Genomic DNA, 17,032 nt, shown 5'->3' with positions numbered 1-17,032 from the left:
GTCACAAACGGCAATGGTCGCAGACCGCGAACCGCCCTACTCTGCTGATGCCACACCTCCCCGGAACCTTGGAGAGAGCACCCGTGACCCCCGAGAAACTCGCCCGCGCGGCCGAGGAGTTCGTCGACTCCGGTGCCTTCTTCGCCGAACTCGCGACGATGGTCGCGTACCCCACGGAGAGTGCGCTCCCCGAGGGCCGCCTTGCCCTGGAGGCATACCTCGGCGAGATCCTGACCCCCGCGCTGACGGACCTCGGCTGCACCGTCACCCGGCACGAGAACCCCTCACCGGCGGCCGGTCCCTTCCTGGTCGGACGGCGCGTCGAGGACCCCGCGCTGCCGACCGTCCTGTGCTACGGCCACGCCGACGTCGTCGAGGGCATGGCCGGACGGTGGAGCGAGGACCGCGACCCGTGGACCCTCACGGCCGACGGCGACCGCTGGTACGGGCGCGGCGCCGCCGACAACAAGGGTCAACACCTCGTCAACCTCGCCGCGCTTCGGCTGCTTCTCGCCGAACAGGGCCGCCTCGGCTTCAACGTGACGTTCCTCTTCGACCCCGGCGAGGAGATCGGCTCCCCCGGGCTCACCGAATTCGCCGCCGCCAACCGTGAGTTGCTCGCGGCGGACGTCCTGCTCGCCTCCGACGGGCCCCGCCTCGACGAGACGACGCCGACGCTGTTCCTCGGCGCCCGGGGCGCCGTACAGCTCCTCCTCGACGTCGATCTGCGGCCCGGCTCCCACCACTCCGGCAACCGGGGCGGCGTCCTGCGCAACCCGGCGACCACCCTCGCCGGGGCCATCGCGACGCTCGTCGACGGACACGGCCGCATCCTCGTCCCCGAGCTGCTGCCGCCGCCGGTGAGCCCCGAGGTGCGGGAGGCGCTCGCCGGGGTCGAGGTCGACGCCGACCCGCACTGGGGGGAGCCCGGACTCACCCCCGCCGAACGGCTCTACGCCTGGAACACCCTCGAAGTCATCGCCTTCTCCTCCGGCGACGCCGGGCGCCCCGTCAACGCGATCCCCGGGCGGGCCCGCGCGGTGCTGCAACTCCGGCACGTCGTCGGTACGGAGACCGAGGGGGCCGCCGCTGCCGTCGCCGCGCACCTCGCCTCCCACGGTTACCCGATGATCGACGTCAGCACCCTCGGCACGTACCCCGCGAGTCGTACGCCGCTCGACGATCCGTGGGTGCGGTGGGCGCGGCCCGTCCTCGACCGCGCCGCCGGGCGGCCCGTCGCCGTCCTCCCCAACATCGGCGGCGGTCTGCCGAACGCGGTCTTCACGGACGTACTCGGCCTGTCCACGCTCTGGCTCCCGCACTCCTACCCCGGCTGCCGGCAGCACGCCACCGACGAACACCTTCCCGCGCCGATCGCACGGGAGGGGCTGGCGCTGACCGCGGGGCTGCTGCACGCGCTGGGGAATCCGACGGCGGACCATCCGCTGCCGAGCCGCGCGCAGTCCCGCCGCGCGTAGTCCTCAGGTAGTCCCCGCGCAGTACCCGGTGGGGCCATGGCACTCCCACCGGGCGGACCCGTCATGCCCGTAGTACCCCCTACCCGTAGTACCTCCGGCCCCGCACGCCTCCCCGTCCCCCTCCCCGCCTCGGCCCGCCGGAAGGACCCCTCCCCGTGACCGCTCCCTCCCCGCAGTCCACCCACACCGCCGCCCCCGTCCGCCGGAGCGCCACCAGGGCCATCGCGGCGGCGACCATCGGCAACGCCCTCGAATGGTTCGACCTCGCGGTGTACGCGCTGATGGCCGCGCACATCGGCCGCACGTTCTTCCCCGGCGGCGACCCCGGCGTCCAACTCGTCCAGGCGTACGCCGTGTTCGGGGTCACCTACCTGATCCGGCCCCTCGGCGGGCTCCTGCTCGGCGCGTACGCCGACCGGCACGGCCGCAAGAAGGCCCTGATGCTGTCGATCCGGCTCATGGTCCTCGGCACGCTGATGCTCGCGGTCATGCCCGGCTACGACACGCTCGGCATCACCGCGACCGTCGGCGTCGTCGTCGCCCGGCTCTGCCAAGGGTTCGCGGCGGGCGGCGAGTTCGGGGCGGCGACCTCGTTCCTCGTCGAGCAGGACGAGCGCCGCAAGAGCTTTCTCGGCAGCTTCCAGTTCGCGAGCCAGGGGCTGTCGACGCTGATGGCGGCCGGGTTCGCGGCGGGGCTCACCGCCGTACTGAGCACCGGGCAGATGGACGCGTGGGGGTGGCGGGTCCCCTTCGTCTTCGGCCTGTTGATCGGTCCCGTCGGGTATTTCGTGCGGCGGTACGTCGAGGACTCCCCGGCGGCCCCGCGCGAGCCGCAGGCCAAGTCGCCGATCCTGACGGTGTTCCGCGACCACTGGCGGGGACTGCTGATCGCCGGGGGCCTCCTGGTCGTGTCGACGGCCGTGAACTTCATGCTCCAGTACCTCCCGACGTACGGGATCGACGAACTCGGCCTCGACGACTCGCTCTCCTTCACCGCGCTCCTCATCGCCGGGGCCGTCCTCACGTTCGTCACGCCCGTCGTCGGCCTGCTCGGCGACCGGTACGGCCGGCTGCGCCTCATGGTCCCGGCCGCGCTGCTCCTCGGCGTCTCGGCGGTCCCCCTGTTCCTGTGGCTCACGGCGTCCCCGACGTTCCTGACGCTCGCCCTGTGCACGACGATCCTCGGCCTGCTGAAGTCCGTCTACTTCGGCACGCTCCCCTCGGTGATGGCCGACGCGTTCCCCGCCCATGCCCGCGCCACCGGCCTCTCCTTCAGCTACAACACGACCGTCGCGGTCTTCGGCGGCTTCACCCCGACGATCGCGGCGGCCCTGACCCAGGCGACGGGGTCGGGAGTAGCTCCCGGGTACTACCTCCTGAGTACGGCCCTGCTGAGCGTGGCGGCGCTGGGGGCGGCGGTACGGGTGGGAGGCATCCGCTGAGGGGACCGGCGAGGCCCCGGTGGCCGCCGGGCGGAATGAGCGCGCAGACGCGTCGACGGCTGCCGGCCGACCTGCGCTCGATCGCGGCTGCTGCCGAGCGATGCGTGTCGGCTCGCTGGTGGCCGCCCGGGCGGGATGCGCTTGCCGGTGGCCGTCGGCCGAGCAGCGCCCGTCGGCCGCCTCGTCCGGGCGCCGGCCTGCCGCTGTCCTCAGGCGGACCGGTCTCGGGCGGCTCGCCGGTCGTCCCTCCCCGCGAAGCGGTACCTTCCGGCGTGCGGCCGAGCAGCGTCAGCCGGTCGCCCCGTCCGTGCCGGCCTGCCGCTGTCTCCACGCCCCCCACCCCGACCGACCCGCCGGTAGCCGCCCCCCCCACCCGGTATCCTCCGGCGCCATGACCACCCCCCTCCCCAGGCTCACCGACGCCCACCGCCGTGCCCTCCTCGTCACCCGGCACCGGCTCGCCCCCTCCCTGCGTGCGGCCACCCCGGAGGAGGTCGTCGAGTCGGTGCTGTGCCTGCACGCGACGGACCCGGCGAGCGTCTACCTCTCGGTGGCCGCACGTCAGGAGAACCCGTCCGTCGGCGAGTTGGAGCGGGCCCAGTACGAAGACGGCACCCTGGTGCGGATGCTGTGCATGAGGCGCACGGTGTTCGTGGTGCCCCGCGACCTCGCCCCGGTCGTCGACGCCGCAGCCGCCCGCCCGGTCGCCGCCCGCCTGCGCCGGGACCTCCTCAAGGTGCTGGCCGAGCAACTCGGCTACGACGAGGACAGGTTCACGGCCGTCGAACGCGAGGTCGTGGCCGCGCTCACCGGCCTCGGCGAGGCGACGGCGAGTCAGCTCTCCGACGCCGTACCGGAGTTGAGCGAGCGGATCGTGCAGTCGCCCGGCAAGAAATACGAGGCGCGGCCGAAGATCGCGAACCGGTTCCTCGGCGTGATGGCGGCGGAGAACCGGATCAGGCGCGGGCGCCCGCTGGGGAGTTGGGCGTCGTCGCAGTTCCGCTGGCGGCTCGTCGAACCGCACCCGGAGCTGTCGGCGCCCGAGGCGAGGGCGGCGCTGGTCACCCGCTACCTGGAGGTGTTCGGCCCGGCCACCACCGAGGACGTCAAATGGTGGACGGGCTGGAACCTCACCGACACCCGCAAGGCCCTCGCGGAGACCGGCGCGATCCCGGTCGCCCTGGACCACGGCGAGGGCCACGCCCTCCCCGCCGACCTGGAGACCCCCGAGCCCGTGGACCCCGGCATCGCCCTCCTGCCCGCCCTCGACCCCACCCCCATGGGCTGGCGGCACCGCGACTGGTACCTCCAACCCGCCCTGACCGCAGACCTGTTCGACACCAACGGCAACATCGGCCCGACGGTCTGGTGGGACGGCGAGGTCGTCGGCGTCTGGTCCCAGCGCGCGGACGGCGAGATCGCGACCCACCTGTTCGACCAGGGGATCAGCGCGGCGGCGGTCACGGCGGAGGCCGAGCGCCTCAAGGCATGGTTCGGCGACACCCGCGTCCGCGCCAGCTTCCGTACACCGGTCGAACGGCGCCTGTACGAAGGCACCCTCTGAAAGGCACCGTCGAAAGACACCGCCCGAAGTGCCGGGGAACGAAACGGGGTTGCCCTCCGTATAGCGCCAACCCCCCGTGACCGGTGAGAATTCTGCGAAGCACGCTTCCGTCCGAGACGTGAACGATAAGGTTCCCAGCATGAACGCGCGGTTGGCTTTGCTCGGCACGGTAGGTCCCGGCATCCCGGAGAGCGAAGTCTTCCGACTGGCCCTCCAGCACGCCGTGGCCGAGCTGGGCGCCCTCGGTGGCACGATCCACCTGCGCGGCCTCAAGTCCCCGCTGCGCCTGGTCTCCTCGACCGGCCTGCCGTCCGCCCTCACCCGGACCTGGGAGATCGTCGACCACAACGGCCCGCTGGCCCCCGCCCGCGCCCTGCACCGGGGCAGCGGCGTCTGGGACCCGCTCCCCGGCGACGCCACCGACCCCGCCTGGCCCGGCACCGGCCTCGCCGCCCTCCCGCTGTACCGGGGCGAGCACAGCATCGGCGCCCTCACCCTCCTCACCGGAGACTCCGGCCAGCCCACGGCCGCGCAGTGGTCGTACCTGCGCTCCCTCGTCTCCTGGGCCGAGGAACGCATGGGCCAGGCCCCGCCGCTCACCCACCGGCCGCGCGGCGAACAGCACACCCGGCTGCGCCAGGCCCTCAAGGAGGCCCGGGTCGGCGCCTGGGACTGGGACCTCACCAGCGGCGCGCTGAGCTGGGACGAGGCGGCGATGGAGCTGTACGGCACGCGCCCCGCCGACTTCACCGGCCACATCGACAGCTGGATCCGCGTCGTCCACCCGGACGACCTCGCCCCCACCCTCACCCTCGCCGAACGCGCGGTCCGCGACCACGCCGTGTTCGAGGCCGAGTACCGGGTGCGCGCCCTGGACGGCGGCTGGAGCTGGACCCGCACGCGCGGCAAGGCGACGTACCACGCGGACGGCGAGCCGCACCGGCTCATCGGCATGGCCTGGGACAGCGACGACTCCCGGCCCGGCCGCGACGCCCTCGGCCGCGCCCTGCGGCACATGAGCGACGGCTTCCTCGCCGTCGACGACGACTGGCGGATCACCTTCGCCAACCTGGAGGCCGAGCGCACCTTCGGCCTCACCGAGGAGGAACTCTTCGGCCGCACCCTGTGGGACGTCCCCGCCGTCCGGTACGTCCCCGGCCTCGAACAGCGCTGCCGCAAGGCCGCCGCCGAGGAGAGACCCACCGAGTTCGACATCCATCCCAGCGACACGTGTCGCCGCTACCACCTGCGCCTCGTCCCCGGCCCCGACGGACGCACGCTGTACTTCACCGACGTCACGGAGAAGCGCCGCCTCGCCGACGAACGCCGCGCGGGGGAGCGTGCCGCCTCCCAACGCGCCGCGCGCATCGCCGAGTTGACGGCCGCCCTCGCCAAGGCGACCACCTCCGCCGACGTCGTCGAGGCGGTCGCGCGCCGGGTGCTGCCGCCGTTCGCCGCCTCCGGGCTCCTCGTTCAGGTCATCGAGGACGACCGGCTGCACAACGTCGGCGCCGTCGGCTACCCCGACGCGTTCCTCGCCGAGGTCGAAGGCCGCCGCCGCGCCCCGCGCGACCCCTCCTGGGACGCCGTCACCCACGGCACCCCCCTGTTCCTGTCCACCGCCCGCGAACTCGTCGAGCGCTCACCCCAGTTGGCGGGCATGCCCGAGCGCGCCGGGAAAGAAGCGTGGGCGTTCCTGCCGCTCACCGCCTCCGGCAAGACCTTCGGGATCTGCGTCGTCGCCTTCGACCGGCCGCGCCGCCTCACCGACGAGGAACGCACCCTGCTGGCCACCATCAGCGCGCTCGTCGCCCAGGCCCTGGAGCGCGCCCGCCTCTACGACGCCGAGCACACCCGGTCCCGCGAACTCCAGCGCAGCCTCCTGCCGGACGCCCTGCCCGACCTGCCCGCCTGCACCGCCGCCGCCCGCTACCTCCCCGCGGGCCAGGGCATGGACGTCGGCGGCGACTGGTACGACATCATCCCGCTCTCCGGCGGCCAGGTCGCCCTCGTCGTCGGCGATGTCATGGGCCACGGCCTGTCCGAGGCGGTCACCATGGGACGGCTCCGGACGGCCGTCCACACCCTCGCCGACCTGGAACTCCCGCCCGACGAGATCATGGGCCACCTCAACGACATCGTCGGCGCGATGGGCGAACGGTCGTACGTCACCTGCCTGTACGCCCTGTACGACTCCACCACCCAGACCTGTTCCATCGTCCGCGCCGGGCACCCGCCGCCCGCGCTGGTCCACCCCGACGGCACCGTCCACTTCCCGGACGACGTCGTCGACCCGCCGCTCGGCGCCGCGAGGCCGCCCTTCGAGACCGTCGAACTCGCCGTCCCCGAAGGCAGCCTGCTCGTCCTGTACACCGACGGCCTCGTCGAGTCCGCGACCCGCGAGGTCGACCAGGGCATGGCCGACCTCGGACAGCTCCTGCGCACCGCGCACCGCGACGGGACCGCCGCCGACCTCGAAGCGCTCTGCGACCGCCTCACCGCCGAACTCCTCCCCGCCGACCAGCAGGCCGCCGACGACGCCGCGTTCCTCGTCGCCCGGCTGCACGGGCTGCCCGCCGGGAAGATCGCGTCCTGGTCGCTGCCGGACGACCCCCGCGCCGCCGGACAGGCCCGCGGCCACGTCCGCGACCAGCTCACCGCCTGGCACCTCGACGACCTCATCCCGACCACCGAACTCCTCGTCAGCGAACTCGTCGGCAACGTCGTACGGCACGCGCGCGGCCCCGCCCGCCTGCGGCTCCTGCACGGCACCGACCTCGTCTGCGAGGTCTTCGACGGGAGCCTCACCATGCCGCGCATCCGGCGGGCCACCGACACCGACGAGGGGGGCCGGGGGCTCCAGCTCGTCTCGGCGCTCGCGCACCGGTGGGGGACGCGGTACACGGCGACCGGCAAGTGCATCTGGACGGAACAGCCCGTCGACGGCTCGGGGGTCCTCCCCGGGTTCGCCGACGCCGAGATACTCCCCGAGTTCGCGGACTTCGACGGCGACTTGGACAAGCTGCCGTTCGGCGACGACTGGTAGGCACCCTGGCAGGCACCCTCCGTCCGCTCAGTACGCTGGCCCCATGCGCATCTCCGTCTCCTCCGACATGGACGAACCCGTCGCCCGCGCCCTCGTCGCCGAACTGCGGGGACGCGGCCACGACGTGACCCTGTACGGCGCGCTGCGGGAAGGCGCCGACCCCCAGTGGGCGGTCTGCTCCGAGGCCGCCGCGCGGGACGTCGCCGAGGGACGCGCCGACCAGGCCGTCGTCTGCTGCTGGACCGGCACCGGCGCCTCCATCGCCGCGAACAAGGTCCCCGGCGTGCGCGCCGCCCTGTGCACCGACGCCTACACCGCCGACGGCGCCCGCCGCTGGAACGACGCCAACGCCCTCGCGCTGGGACTGCGCCTCACCTCAGAGCCGCTCCTCAAGGAGATCCTGGACGCCTGGTTCACGGCCGAGGCCAGCGAGGACGCCGAGGACCGGGGGAACGTCGAACACGTGGCGCGGCTCGACGGACGCTGACCTCAGCGACGTATTCGCACGACCGCCCGGCCCCCGTCCAGATCGACCGTCGTACGGTGCGGCGGCGCGCCGTCCCCCTCGTCGTCCCGCAGGACCAGCGACGACTGGCGTTCCTTCAGCTCGCTCTGCTTGCCCGGCGACAGCGCCGCGTGGAGCTGCTCGAAGCCGGTCGCCGAGATCTGGCCCTGGCGCGCGGAGTTGCGCCAGGGGAGGAATCCGGCGCGGCCCGCGCGCAGCAGGAGCTGATCGGTGAAGGCGATCGCGGTCAGGATGACGACCAGCCCCGGCAGAGTCATGAAGACGACGAATTCCATGCCGCCCAGTATGGGTCAGCCCACGGACAACGACCCCACCGCGCGGTCGAAGTAGCGGCGCTCCGCGGGTTCTTCGGGGCGGAAGCCCTGCTTCGCGAGCGGTGCGAAGAGCCGCCCGTGGTGTTCGAGGAGGTCCCGCGAGGGCCGGTCCGCGTCGACCGCGTCCTCGACGGTCACCAGCGGCAGCGACCGTCCGCCCGCGAGGACCGACACGGCCCACCGCTCGGTGTCGTCCTCGGCGAGCGGCAGCCGCCGAAACCCCACCCCGGTCACCTCGTCCCACCCGGCACGCCGCCGCGACCAGGGCCGCAGCACGGTCACCCCGGTCTCGTCGAACCGCACCGCGAACCGCCCGCGCAGCGCGAAGTGCAGCAGGAACGGCAGCCCCAGACTTCCCGCGATCGCCGGTCCCGCCGGAGCCGCCCCGAACAGGCCGCTCACCCCGGCGACGGTCATGGCGACCCAGCTGAACATCGTCACGCCGATGAACCACTCCGTGCGCAGCGGGCCTTCGAGCACCCGCACCCTGACATCCGTCACACGATCACCGTAACCGGACGACATGAACACGGGCATGAGTGTTCCTGCTCAGAGCGGGCAGACGGATTCCAGGAGACCCGCCGGTGCGTCGACGCACCCGAAGAGCCGTACGCCAAGGGGCGGTTGGGGCCGGACGGGGCTCAGGGGTCACCGCACGTCATCCGGAGTCGTAGCGGGGCGCACGGCCGGGGCGTCCGGCGCAAGGGCAGGGTCAGGGCGCCGGGGCGCGTGCGCCCTGGCCCGGTCCGGCACCGGGCGCCTACTGTGGCGCCACAGCCCTGCGGCGCGGGACCGGCGGGGCACCCCGCACGAGCCCCGGAGCCCCGGCAAGCCGCCCCGACCGGCCGGGCCCGACACCGGGTCCGCGCCCCCACGGCCGCCGGCCTACGGGACACGGGCACCCCGCGCGACAGGCACCACCCGTGACACCGCACGCGAGGCGGCGCAGGCCGTCCCACGCCGCGAGCGCGCGTCGAGAGCATCTGGAGGCCGCTGTGTCCCGACCCCGCATCGCCCTGATCGCCGACCCCACGTCGCCCGAAGGCTGCCGGGAGTACCTCGCCGAGGCCGTCGAACTGCTCACCGGAACCCCGCCCGTCCGCGTCGACTCACGGCACTTCGCGACCGGCGGCGCGGGCCGCGCCGTCCGCGACGGCGGCCGGTTACGGCTGCGGGTTCCCGAGGAGGGCCTCGACCTCGTCCCCGACGTCGTCGTCCTCTACGAGATCCCGCCGCACCGACGCGCCGAGCTGGCCGGCTTCCAGCGGCTGCTGGAGGAGTGCGACGTCGTCACCCTCGGCACCGGCCCGGACGCCTGGCGCACCGCCACCGAGAAGAACCTGACCGTCGAGCGCTTCCGGCGCGACGGCGTCGCCCAGATGGACACGGTCGTCCTGTCCCGGCCCACCCGGGACGAAGTCCGAGGCGCCTTCGAGGAGTTGGGCGGCGACACCTGGGCCCGCCCGGTCGTGGGGACCGGCGGCAACGACACCTTCCACGTCAACAGCCTCGACCGGCTCGCCGAGGCCGCCGCCTACTACGCCGGGCAGGACACCGACTGGCTGCTGTCGCGCGACGCGGGCAACGTCACCGCCGACGGTCTGCGCCACCAGTTCCGCGTCTTCGTCCTCGGCTCGCGGATCGTGCACGCCCGCGAGCACCTCCAGCCCGAGGACGACACGCCGTGCAACACCTGCCGGGGCGCGACCCCGGTGCACCTGGGGGCGCACGGACTGCCGCCCCGCCTCGCCGAGCTGGCGATCGCGGCGACCGCGTCGGTGGGGCTGCCGTTCGCCGGGGTCGACCTCGCGGTGGAGAACGGCGGCGTCGTCTTCGAGGTCAACGTGCAGCCCGCTTTCGTGGACGGCGAACTCCCGCTCGTCGCCGTCCCGTACATCGAGGCCCACCTCGAAGCCCACGCCCTGGCCACCGGCGCGCACCACAGCGCGACGCGGGTGCCGCTGGGGCGCGGCGACAGGCTCCCGTCCCGGTGACGTGACATGACGGCCGGAGCACCCGACCGACGTGCTCCGCCCTGACCGTCACCGGGACGGGGTCCAACCACCCCGACCTGCGGGGGAGTCGGACCGTACGGACACGACAAAGCGGCGCGGCCGGGAAGTCGACCCGGTCGCGCCGCCGCGTACGGAGAGCGCGCTGTGCAGAAAGGCCGTCAGTAGGGAAGCGGCCGGCCCGACGGCGTCCGCAGGTCCTGCGGCTCCGGTCGGCGGGGTCCACGGGGATGCCTGTTCAACTGGATCCTCTTCACGTCCGCCTCCTCGTCCCCCGCAGCACGGTCCGGTTCGCGTCCCGTGCGCTCGGGCGTGTTGACCTTCTTGGGGCCGGTCATCCCCATCTGGCGGCCGGAATATGCCGACCGGCCGGAACGAATGTGTGCAGGTAGGGGGGCACGCACCGATGAGCATGCGCCGTCTCTCTTGACGTGTACTTGGCCAAGTGGGTTTATGGGAGCGCTCCCATCTTCTGTCCCTAGCCTGAACCTCTTGGCGCTCACTTACTGGAGCCGCAGTGAGAACACCCAGAGCCCTCTTCCGGAAAGTGCTGGCCGCTCTCCTCGGAGCCCTCCTGCTCGGCGCGCTGGCACCGGCCGCCGTCCAGGCCGCGACGGCACCGCGCATCAAGGCGACCGGCCTGCACATCAGCAACGGCCGCCTGCTGGAGTCCAACGGGAACGACTTCGTGATGCGCGGCGTCAACCACGCGCACACCTGGTACCCGACCCGCCTGAACCAGTCCCTCGCCGACATCAAGGCGTTCGGCGCCAACACCGTCCGCGTCGTCCTCGCCGACGGCCACCGCTGGACCGCCAACACCGCCTCCGACGTCGCGAACGTGATCACCCAGTGCAAGGCCAACCGCGTCATCTGCGTCCTCGAAGTCCACGACACCACCGGCTACGGCGAGGAGTCCGCCGCCGGAACCCTCGACCAGGCCGCCGACTACTGGATCAGTCTCAAGAGCGTCCTCGCCGGACAAGAGGACTACATCGCCATCAACATCGGCAACGAGCCCTGGGGCAACACGAACCCCGACGGCTGGACCGCGCCCACCATCGCCGCGGTCAAGAAACTCCGCGCCGCCGGACTCCAGCACCTCCTCATGGTCGACGCCCCCAACTGGGGCCAGGACTGGCAGGGCGTCATGCGCGCCAACGCCCAGTCCGTGTACGCCGCCGACACCACCGGCAACCTCATCTTCTCCATCCACATGTACAGCGTGTTCGACACCGCCGCCGAGATCACCGACTACCTGGGCGCTTTCGTCACTGCGAAACTCCCCCTCCTCATCGGTGAGTTCGGCGGCCCCGCCGACCAGTACGGCGACCCCGACGAGGACACGATGATGGCGAGCGCGCAACAGCTCAAGCTGGGCTACCTGGCGTGGAGCTGGAGCGGCAACACCGACCCGGTCCTCGACCTCGCCCTCAACTTCGACGCGAAGAACCTGAGTTCGTGGGGCCAGCGGATCTTCAACGGCGCCAACGGCATCGTCAGCACCTCCAAGGAAGCGACGATCTTCGGCGGTGGCGGCCCCGGCGGCGACACCCAGGCGCCGACCGCACCCGGCACCCCGACCGCCTCGGCGGTGACCGGGAGTTCGGCGACCCTGACCTGGGCCGCGTCCTCCGACAACGTTGGCGTGAGCGCGTACGACGTCGTCCGGGTGAGCGGCACGACGGAGACGGCCGCCGCCGCGTCCACCACCAACTCGGCGACCGTGACCGGGCTTTCGGCCTCGACTGCGTACACGTTCGCGGTGTACGCCCGTGACGCGGCCGGGAACCGCTCCACCCGCTCCGGTACCGTGAACGTGACCACGGGCCCGCCCGCCCCCGGCCAGTCCTGCTCCGTCGGCTACCGGGCGGTGGGGGAGTGGTCCGGCGGATTCCAGGGCGAGATCGTCATCAAGAACACCTCCACGACCGCCGTCAACGGCTGGACCCTCGGGTTCTCCTTCGCCGACGGGCAGACCGTCAGCAACATGTGGGGCGGCACGGCCACCCAGTCCGGGGGCGCCGTGACCGTGAAACCGGCCAGCTACACGGCCGTCATCCCGGCGGCGGGCTCGGTGACCGTCGGATTCATCGCCAACAAGGGGGCCACGAACAGCGCACCGGCCGCCTTCACCCTCAACGGCACGACCTGCGCCAAGAGTTGACGAACCATCAGAAAGGGCCGGGGCGAGCGCGGAACGCCCCGGCCCGCCCGGGTCAGTCCTTCGCGGACGCCTTCTTCTTCGCGGCGTCCTTCTGTGCCGGGGTCTTCTTACGGCCCCAGCGCGGCCTGAGCAGGGAGCGTTCCACCTTCTCCGAGGCGTCGTCGGAGGGCGTGTGGTCGCTCCACGACTCGTACCCCGCGAACGGGTCCTCGGCGGGCCGCCCCGCCGGGACCGCGCGGCGCAGGGTCAGCGTGTCGGAGTCGGGGAGCGCCTGGTCGGTGACCACCGCGGGGAGCATGACGAGGGACGTCGTGCCCGACCGGGCGGCGGACGGCCGGAGCTGGACGCGGATGCCGTGGCGGTGGGCGAGCCGGCTCACCACGAAGAGGCCCATGTGCTGGGAGGCGGTCTCGTCGGGGGCCGGCGGATCGGCGAGCTTGCGGTTGATCGTCGCGAAGTCCTCGGGGCGCAGCCCGATGCCCTGGTCGTGGATCTCGACCATGACCCCGCCGTCCGGCAGCCGCGTCGCGAGGACCCGCACCGGTGCCTTCGGGGACGAGAACGACGTGGCGTTCTCCAGGAGTTCGGCCAGCAGGTGCACCAGGTCGGTGACGGCCGGGCCGCCGATCCCGACGTCCGGGACGCCCGCCAGCTCGATGCGCTCGTAGCTCTCCACCTCGGAGGAGGCCGCCCGCACCACGTCCACCAGCGGCAGCGGCCGGTCCCACAGCTGGCCGGGCCGCTCCCCGGCGAGGACCAGGAGGTTCTCCCCGTTGCGCCGTACCCGGGTGGCGAGATGGTCGAGGCGGAAGAGGTTCTCCAGCTGCTGCGGTTCGGTCTCGTGGTCCTCCAGCTCGCCGATCAGCGCGAGCTGACGCTCGATCAGGGACTGGTTGCGGCGCGAGAGGTTGGTGAAGATGGCGTTCACCTGCCCCCGCAACCTGGCCTGGACGGCGGCGAGTCGGGCCGCCTCGCGGTGGACGTGGTCGAAGGCGCGGGCGACCTCCCCGATCTCGTCCGTGGAGGTGATCGGGATCGGCCGCACCCGGGGGTCGACGGTGTGCGGGTCGTTCTGCGACAACCTGCCGATCAGCTCCGGGAGCTGGCGTTCGGCGATGTCGATCGCGGAGGCGCTCAGGCTGCGCATGCCCTGGCTGGTGAGGCGGGCCATCCAGGCCGCGAACAGGAACGCCAGCAGGATCGCCGCCAGCACCACCGCGCCGGTCACGATCGCGTCGTCGCGCGAATCGTCCGCGATGGCACGGGCGTTGGTGAGCGCGCTGTCCACCAGCTGCACCTGGACGCTGCGGTAGGCGTCGAAACCGAGCGTGGACGACGCGAAGAACGACTCGGCGGTGATGCCCTCCCCGGCGAGTTCCCCGATCGACGCCCCCGAGGAGATCCGCTCGACCATCGTCGCGATCGTCGGCGGCGGCACGTACGTCCGCCCGGCGGCCCGCGCCTCGGCGGCGGCCTGCGCGTTGCGCTCCTGCCCGCGCGCCTGCGCCGCCGCGAGGGCCTGCTGGAGGCGGGTCGTGTCGTCGGGGGTGCCCGCCGCCGCGTACTCGCGCAGGGCGACCTGTTCGAGGTAGGCGTACGACCTGAACGCGGTGAGCTGGACGGTGAGTTCGCCGCGCGCGAGCTTGTCGCGGTCGCCGACGAGGAGGTGGGTGCCGATGGACCGGATCAGCGACTCGGCGGCCTGCGTGAGGGAGATCGCGTACAGGGAACGGCCGAAACTCGACTGGTTGGAGCGGCCGTACCCCAGCTCGTTGGAGATCTCCATCAAGGGGTGCTGGACGGCGTAGTAACTCTCCTCGGTCTGCACGCCCGTCGTCCGCGCGGTGAACGCGGCGGTCCGCACCCGCGGCAACTGCCGCTCCCCGGCCCGCACCAGAGCGACCCGGCGGATCAACCGGGTTTCCTGCGGCATCCGTTCGACCGCCTCGGTGAACGCCTTCGCGTCCGCGTCGGTCACCCTGCGAGCTTCGGCGACGACCGCCGCGTCCCGCTGACCGCTCAGCAACGGGACGACGGAGACGTCCCGTTCGTTGATCGCGTCGCTCGCGTACCGGCTGGCCGCGCCCACGAGTTCGGCGACCCGGACCGCGTCGTCGGCGGCCCGCCAGGTGTCCAGCGAGTCCCGTACCCGGATCCCGCCGAGGACCAGGGTCACCAGCACCGGCAGCAGCAGCACGGCCCGCAGGCGCCTGGCCACCGGCCAGTTGCGGGTGAGTGACGTCCGCGCGGGCTTTTCCGCGGGCCCTCTCCGGGGCTCGGCCGCCGGGGCGTCGGCTGAGGTGTTCGGCAAGTGCGTCCCATTCGGTTCCGAGCCGTCACGCGTCCGGGCAGGGTGGGGCGGGGCTCGATCTGATCTGGCCAATTCTTAGCATCGAGCGATCGTCGATGTTCATCGTTCGGCCCAAGCCGTCCAAGTTTCACACAACCCGGTCGATCTTCACGACCCGTGTGTCACGTCGCCGGTCGTCAACCGGAACGCAGCGCTCCCCATGTCGAACGGTCCACGGAGCCCGTCGCGTTCAGCCCCGCCGAGCCCTGGAAACTCCGTACCGCCGCCTCCGTGCCCGCCCCGTAACTGCCGCTCTCGCCGCCGATGTCGTATCCGCGCGCGACCAGCAGGCACTGCGCCTGCTGCACCTTCTTGCCGCTGTCGCCGGGCCCGACGGGGCCGTTGCCCGCGTAGTAGGAGCAGCTCGCCGGCGGGGGCTCGGGGTCGGAGGACGGGGACTCGGCGCCCGGGGTGGTGCCGGGGTCGCTCGCCCCGCCGCTCGGGCCCGCCGAGGGGGTGGGGTCCGCCGATGCGGTGTCCTCGTCGGCCGAGCCGTCGGGCGTGGGCGCGCTGGGGCTGCCGCCCGGGGCGTCGGCGGGGTCCGAGGCCGAGCGGTCGCCGGAGATGGTCTTCGTGCCGTTCGGCTCGCGCGAGCCCGATGCGCCGGGGCTCGGGGCGGCGCCGCCAGTGGTCACGACGCTGTTCCTCGGCGGGGCGGCGGAGGCGGGGGTGCCGGGGCGGGTCAGGACGAACGTACCGGCCGCGACCGCGCACAGGGAGACGCCGGTGGTGGCGATGATGAGCCGCTTGCGCCGACGGCGGCCGGGACCGGCGAGGAGGGGTTTGGAGCCGCTTGAACTCCCGGCGGCGTCCGGCGAGTTGGCGTCACCTGGAGAGCCGGCGCCTCCTGCGGGTCCGGCGGTCTCCGAAGAGCCGGGGCCGTCTGGAGGTCCGGCGTGTTCCCGGGAGTTGGGGTCGCGCCCCGGCTGCGGGCCGTTCGCCGCCGAGCCCGGCCCCCGCGACCCCGCCAACTCCCCCGGCTCCGCCGCCCCGTACGCCAGTGACCCCGGCGTCTGCGCCACCCCGCTGTCCGCGACCGGCGGGATCACGACGGCGTCGGGTGCCGGGCGGCTCAGCGGGCCCGGCGGGGGTGTCGAGCCGAGGGGCGGGCGGTGGCCGCGCGGGCGCAGGTGCGGGACCAGCGCCACCGGCATGTCGTGCAACACGTCGTACGCCCGGCGCAGTTCACGCACCCGGGAGCCCAGCGGCTCGGGCCAGCCGGGCGAGGTGAGATGCGCTGTGGCCGACTCCGTGAGCGCCGCCGGGGTGGGGCGCTCGGCGGGGTCCTTGGCGAGGCAGGACGCCAGCAGCGCGCCGAGGCCGGGGTCGGCGGCCGTCACCTTCGCGAGGACCTCCGCGTCGGGCTCCTCGAACGCCACGCGGTGCATGACGTCCACGCCCGTGCCGTCCCCGAACGGCGCCCGGCCCACGGCCGCGTAGATCAGCGTCCCGGCGAGCGAGAACACGTCGGACGCGGTGTCGCAGTGGCCGGTGCGCAGATACTCCGGGGACATGTACGCGGGCGTGCCGACCCGGTTGCCCGTACCGGTGATCGCGCTGACGTCGACCGCCTTGGCGATGCCGAAGTCGATGACGTGCGTACCCCGGTCGGAGAGCAGCACGTTGGACGGCTTCAGGTCGCGGTGCACGACGTGCGCCTCGGCCAACACGCCGAGCGCCTCGCCGAGTTCGGCAACGAGCCGCCACACGGCGGGAGTCGAGAGCGCGCCGTCCTCCCGGACCGCGTCGGCGAGGTCCAGCGACGGGATGTACTCCGTCGCCATCCACAGCAGTTCGGCCTCGAAGCCGGTGCCCCGTAAGCGCGGCGCGCGGGCGGTGCGGATCCGGTCGTGGACCAGGGCCTCGCGCTCGAACCGGCGGCGGAAACGGGGGTCTTCGGCGTACTCGGGCCTGATCACCTTCACCGCGAACAGCCCGGGCCCGTCGTCCGCCGAGCGCCCCAGGTACACCCGGCCCATGCCGCCGCTGCCGAGCAGCGCGAGGGTCGCGTACGGACCGACGCGGTCCGGGTCGCCGAGCCGCAGCGGCTGCGCGCCGGTCAGCCGGAGGGCACCGGCCTCGTTCGTCACCGGGCCAGGTGGGACCGGTCGCTGGTCTGACACAGATCAACCC

Annotated in this window: 11 protein-coding genes; 7 read left to right on the top strand and 4 right to left on the bottom strand. The window is 73.1% G+C overall.

All coding sequences use genetic code 11. The features are described from left to right. Positions 1–83: 83 nt before the first annotated feature. The 5 genes from ACQCO7_RS04190 to ACQCO7_RS04170 all read left to right on the top strand — a co-directional run bounded on the left by ACQCO7_RS04190 (position 84) and on the right by ACQCO7_RS04170 (position 8,017). Positions 84–1,478 carry a M20/M25/M40 family metallo-hydrolase gene (locus tag ACQCO7_RS04190; protein ID WP_464070512.1) on the top strand — a complete coding sequence of 465 codons (1,395 nt, stop codon included), beginning with the start codon at positions 84–86 and terminating at the stop codon, positions 1,476–1,478. Between the two features lie 155 nt (positions 1,479–1,633). Beyond that, a complete protein-coding gene (locus ACQCO7_RS04185) occupies positions 1,634–2,920 on the top strand; it encodes an MFS transporter (RefSeq protein ID WP_464070511.1) in 1,287 nt (428 codons plus the stop codon). A gap of 391 nt (positions 2,921–3,311) precedes the next feature. Continuing rightward, on the top strand, positions 3,312–4,484 hold the full coding sequence (locus ACQCO7_RS04180) for a winged helix DNA-binding domain-containing protein (protein ID WP_464070510.1): 1,173 nt from the start codon (positions 3,312–3,314) through the stop codon (positions 4,482–4,484). A gap of 139 nt (positions 4,485–4,623) precedes the next feature. Continuing rightward, positions 4,624–7,530: an ATP-binding SpoIIE family protein phosphatase gene (locus tag ACQCO7_RS04175; RefSeq protein ID WP_464070509.1), complete on the top strand. Its 2,907-nt coding sequence runs from the start codon at positions 4,624–4,626 to the stop codon at positions 7,528–7,530. A gap of 43 nt (positions 7,531–7,573) precedes the next feature. Further along, on the top strand, positions 7,574–8,017 hold the full coding sequence (locus ACQCO7_RS04170; protein WP_464070508.1) for an RpiB/LacA/LacB family sugar-phosphate isomerase: 444 nt from the start codon (positions 7,574–7,576) through the stop codon (positions 8,015–8,017). A 2-nt stretch (positions 8,018–8,019) separates the two neighbouring features. On the opposite strand, the gene ACQCO7_RS04165 is transcribed toward ACQCO7_RS04170, so the two are convergent. Together ACQCO7_RS04165 and ACQCO7_RS04160 are read right to left on the bottom strand one after the other, a co-directional pair. Further along, positions 8,020–8,331, bottom strand: a complete 312-nt coding sequence (locus tag ACQCO7_RS04165; protein WP_464070507.1) for a DUF6191 domain-containing protein — start codon at positions 8,329–8,331, stop codon at positions 8,020–8,022. Between the two features lie 15 nt (positions 8,332–8,346). Further along, positions 8,347–8,871: a hypothetical protein gene (locus ACQCO7_RS04160; protein WP_464070506.1), complete on the bottom strand. Its 525-nt coding sequence runs from the start codon at positions 8,869–8,871 to the stop codon at positions 8,347–8,349. A 494-nt stretch (positions 8,872–9,365) separates the two neighbouring features. Here ACQCO7_RS04160 and ACQCO7_RS04155 point away from each other — a divergent pair, with 494 nt between their 5' ends. Together ACQCO7_RS04155 and ACQCO7_RS04150 are read left to right on the top strand one after the other, a co-directional pair. Beyond that, entirely contained in the window at positions 9,366–10,364 is a 999-nt protein-coding gene (locus ACQCO7_RS04155; protein ID WP_464070505.1) for an ATP-grasp domain-containing protein, read from the top strand. A gap of 535 nt (positions 10,365–10,899) precedes the next feature. Next, positions 10,900–12,549 carry a cellulase family glycosylhydrolase gene (locus tag ACQCO7_RS04150; RefSeq protein WP_464070504.1) on the top strand — a complete coding sequence of 550 codons (1,650 nt, stop codon included), beginning with the start codon at positions 10,900–10,902 and terminating at the stop codon, positions 12,547–12,549. Between the two features lie 52 nt (positions 12,550–12,601). Here the strand turns inward: ACQCO7_RS04150 and ACQCO7_RS04145 are convergent, their stop codons facing one another. Both ACQCO7_RS04145 and ACQCO7_RS04140 read right to left on the bottom strand, forming a co-directional pair. Continuing rightward, positions 12,602–14,767: a sensor histidine kinase gene (locus ACQCO7_RS04145; protein ID WP_464070503.1), complete on the bottom strand. Its 2,166-nt coding sequence runs from the start codon at positions 14,765–14,767 to the stop codon at positions 12,602–12,604. 269 nt (positions 14,768–15,036) lie between these two features. Then, a complete protein-coding gene (locus ACQCO7_RS04140; protein ID WP_464070502.1) occupies positions 15,037–16,989 on the bottom strand; it encodes a protein kinase domain-containing protein in 1,953 nt (650 codons plus the stop codon). Positions 16,990–17,032: the final 43 nt, after the last annotated feature.

This window comes from Streptomyces saintjeani (assembly GCF_055409605.1).
This window is presented reverse-complemented; position numbering and strand designations above follow the sequence as displayed.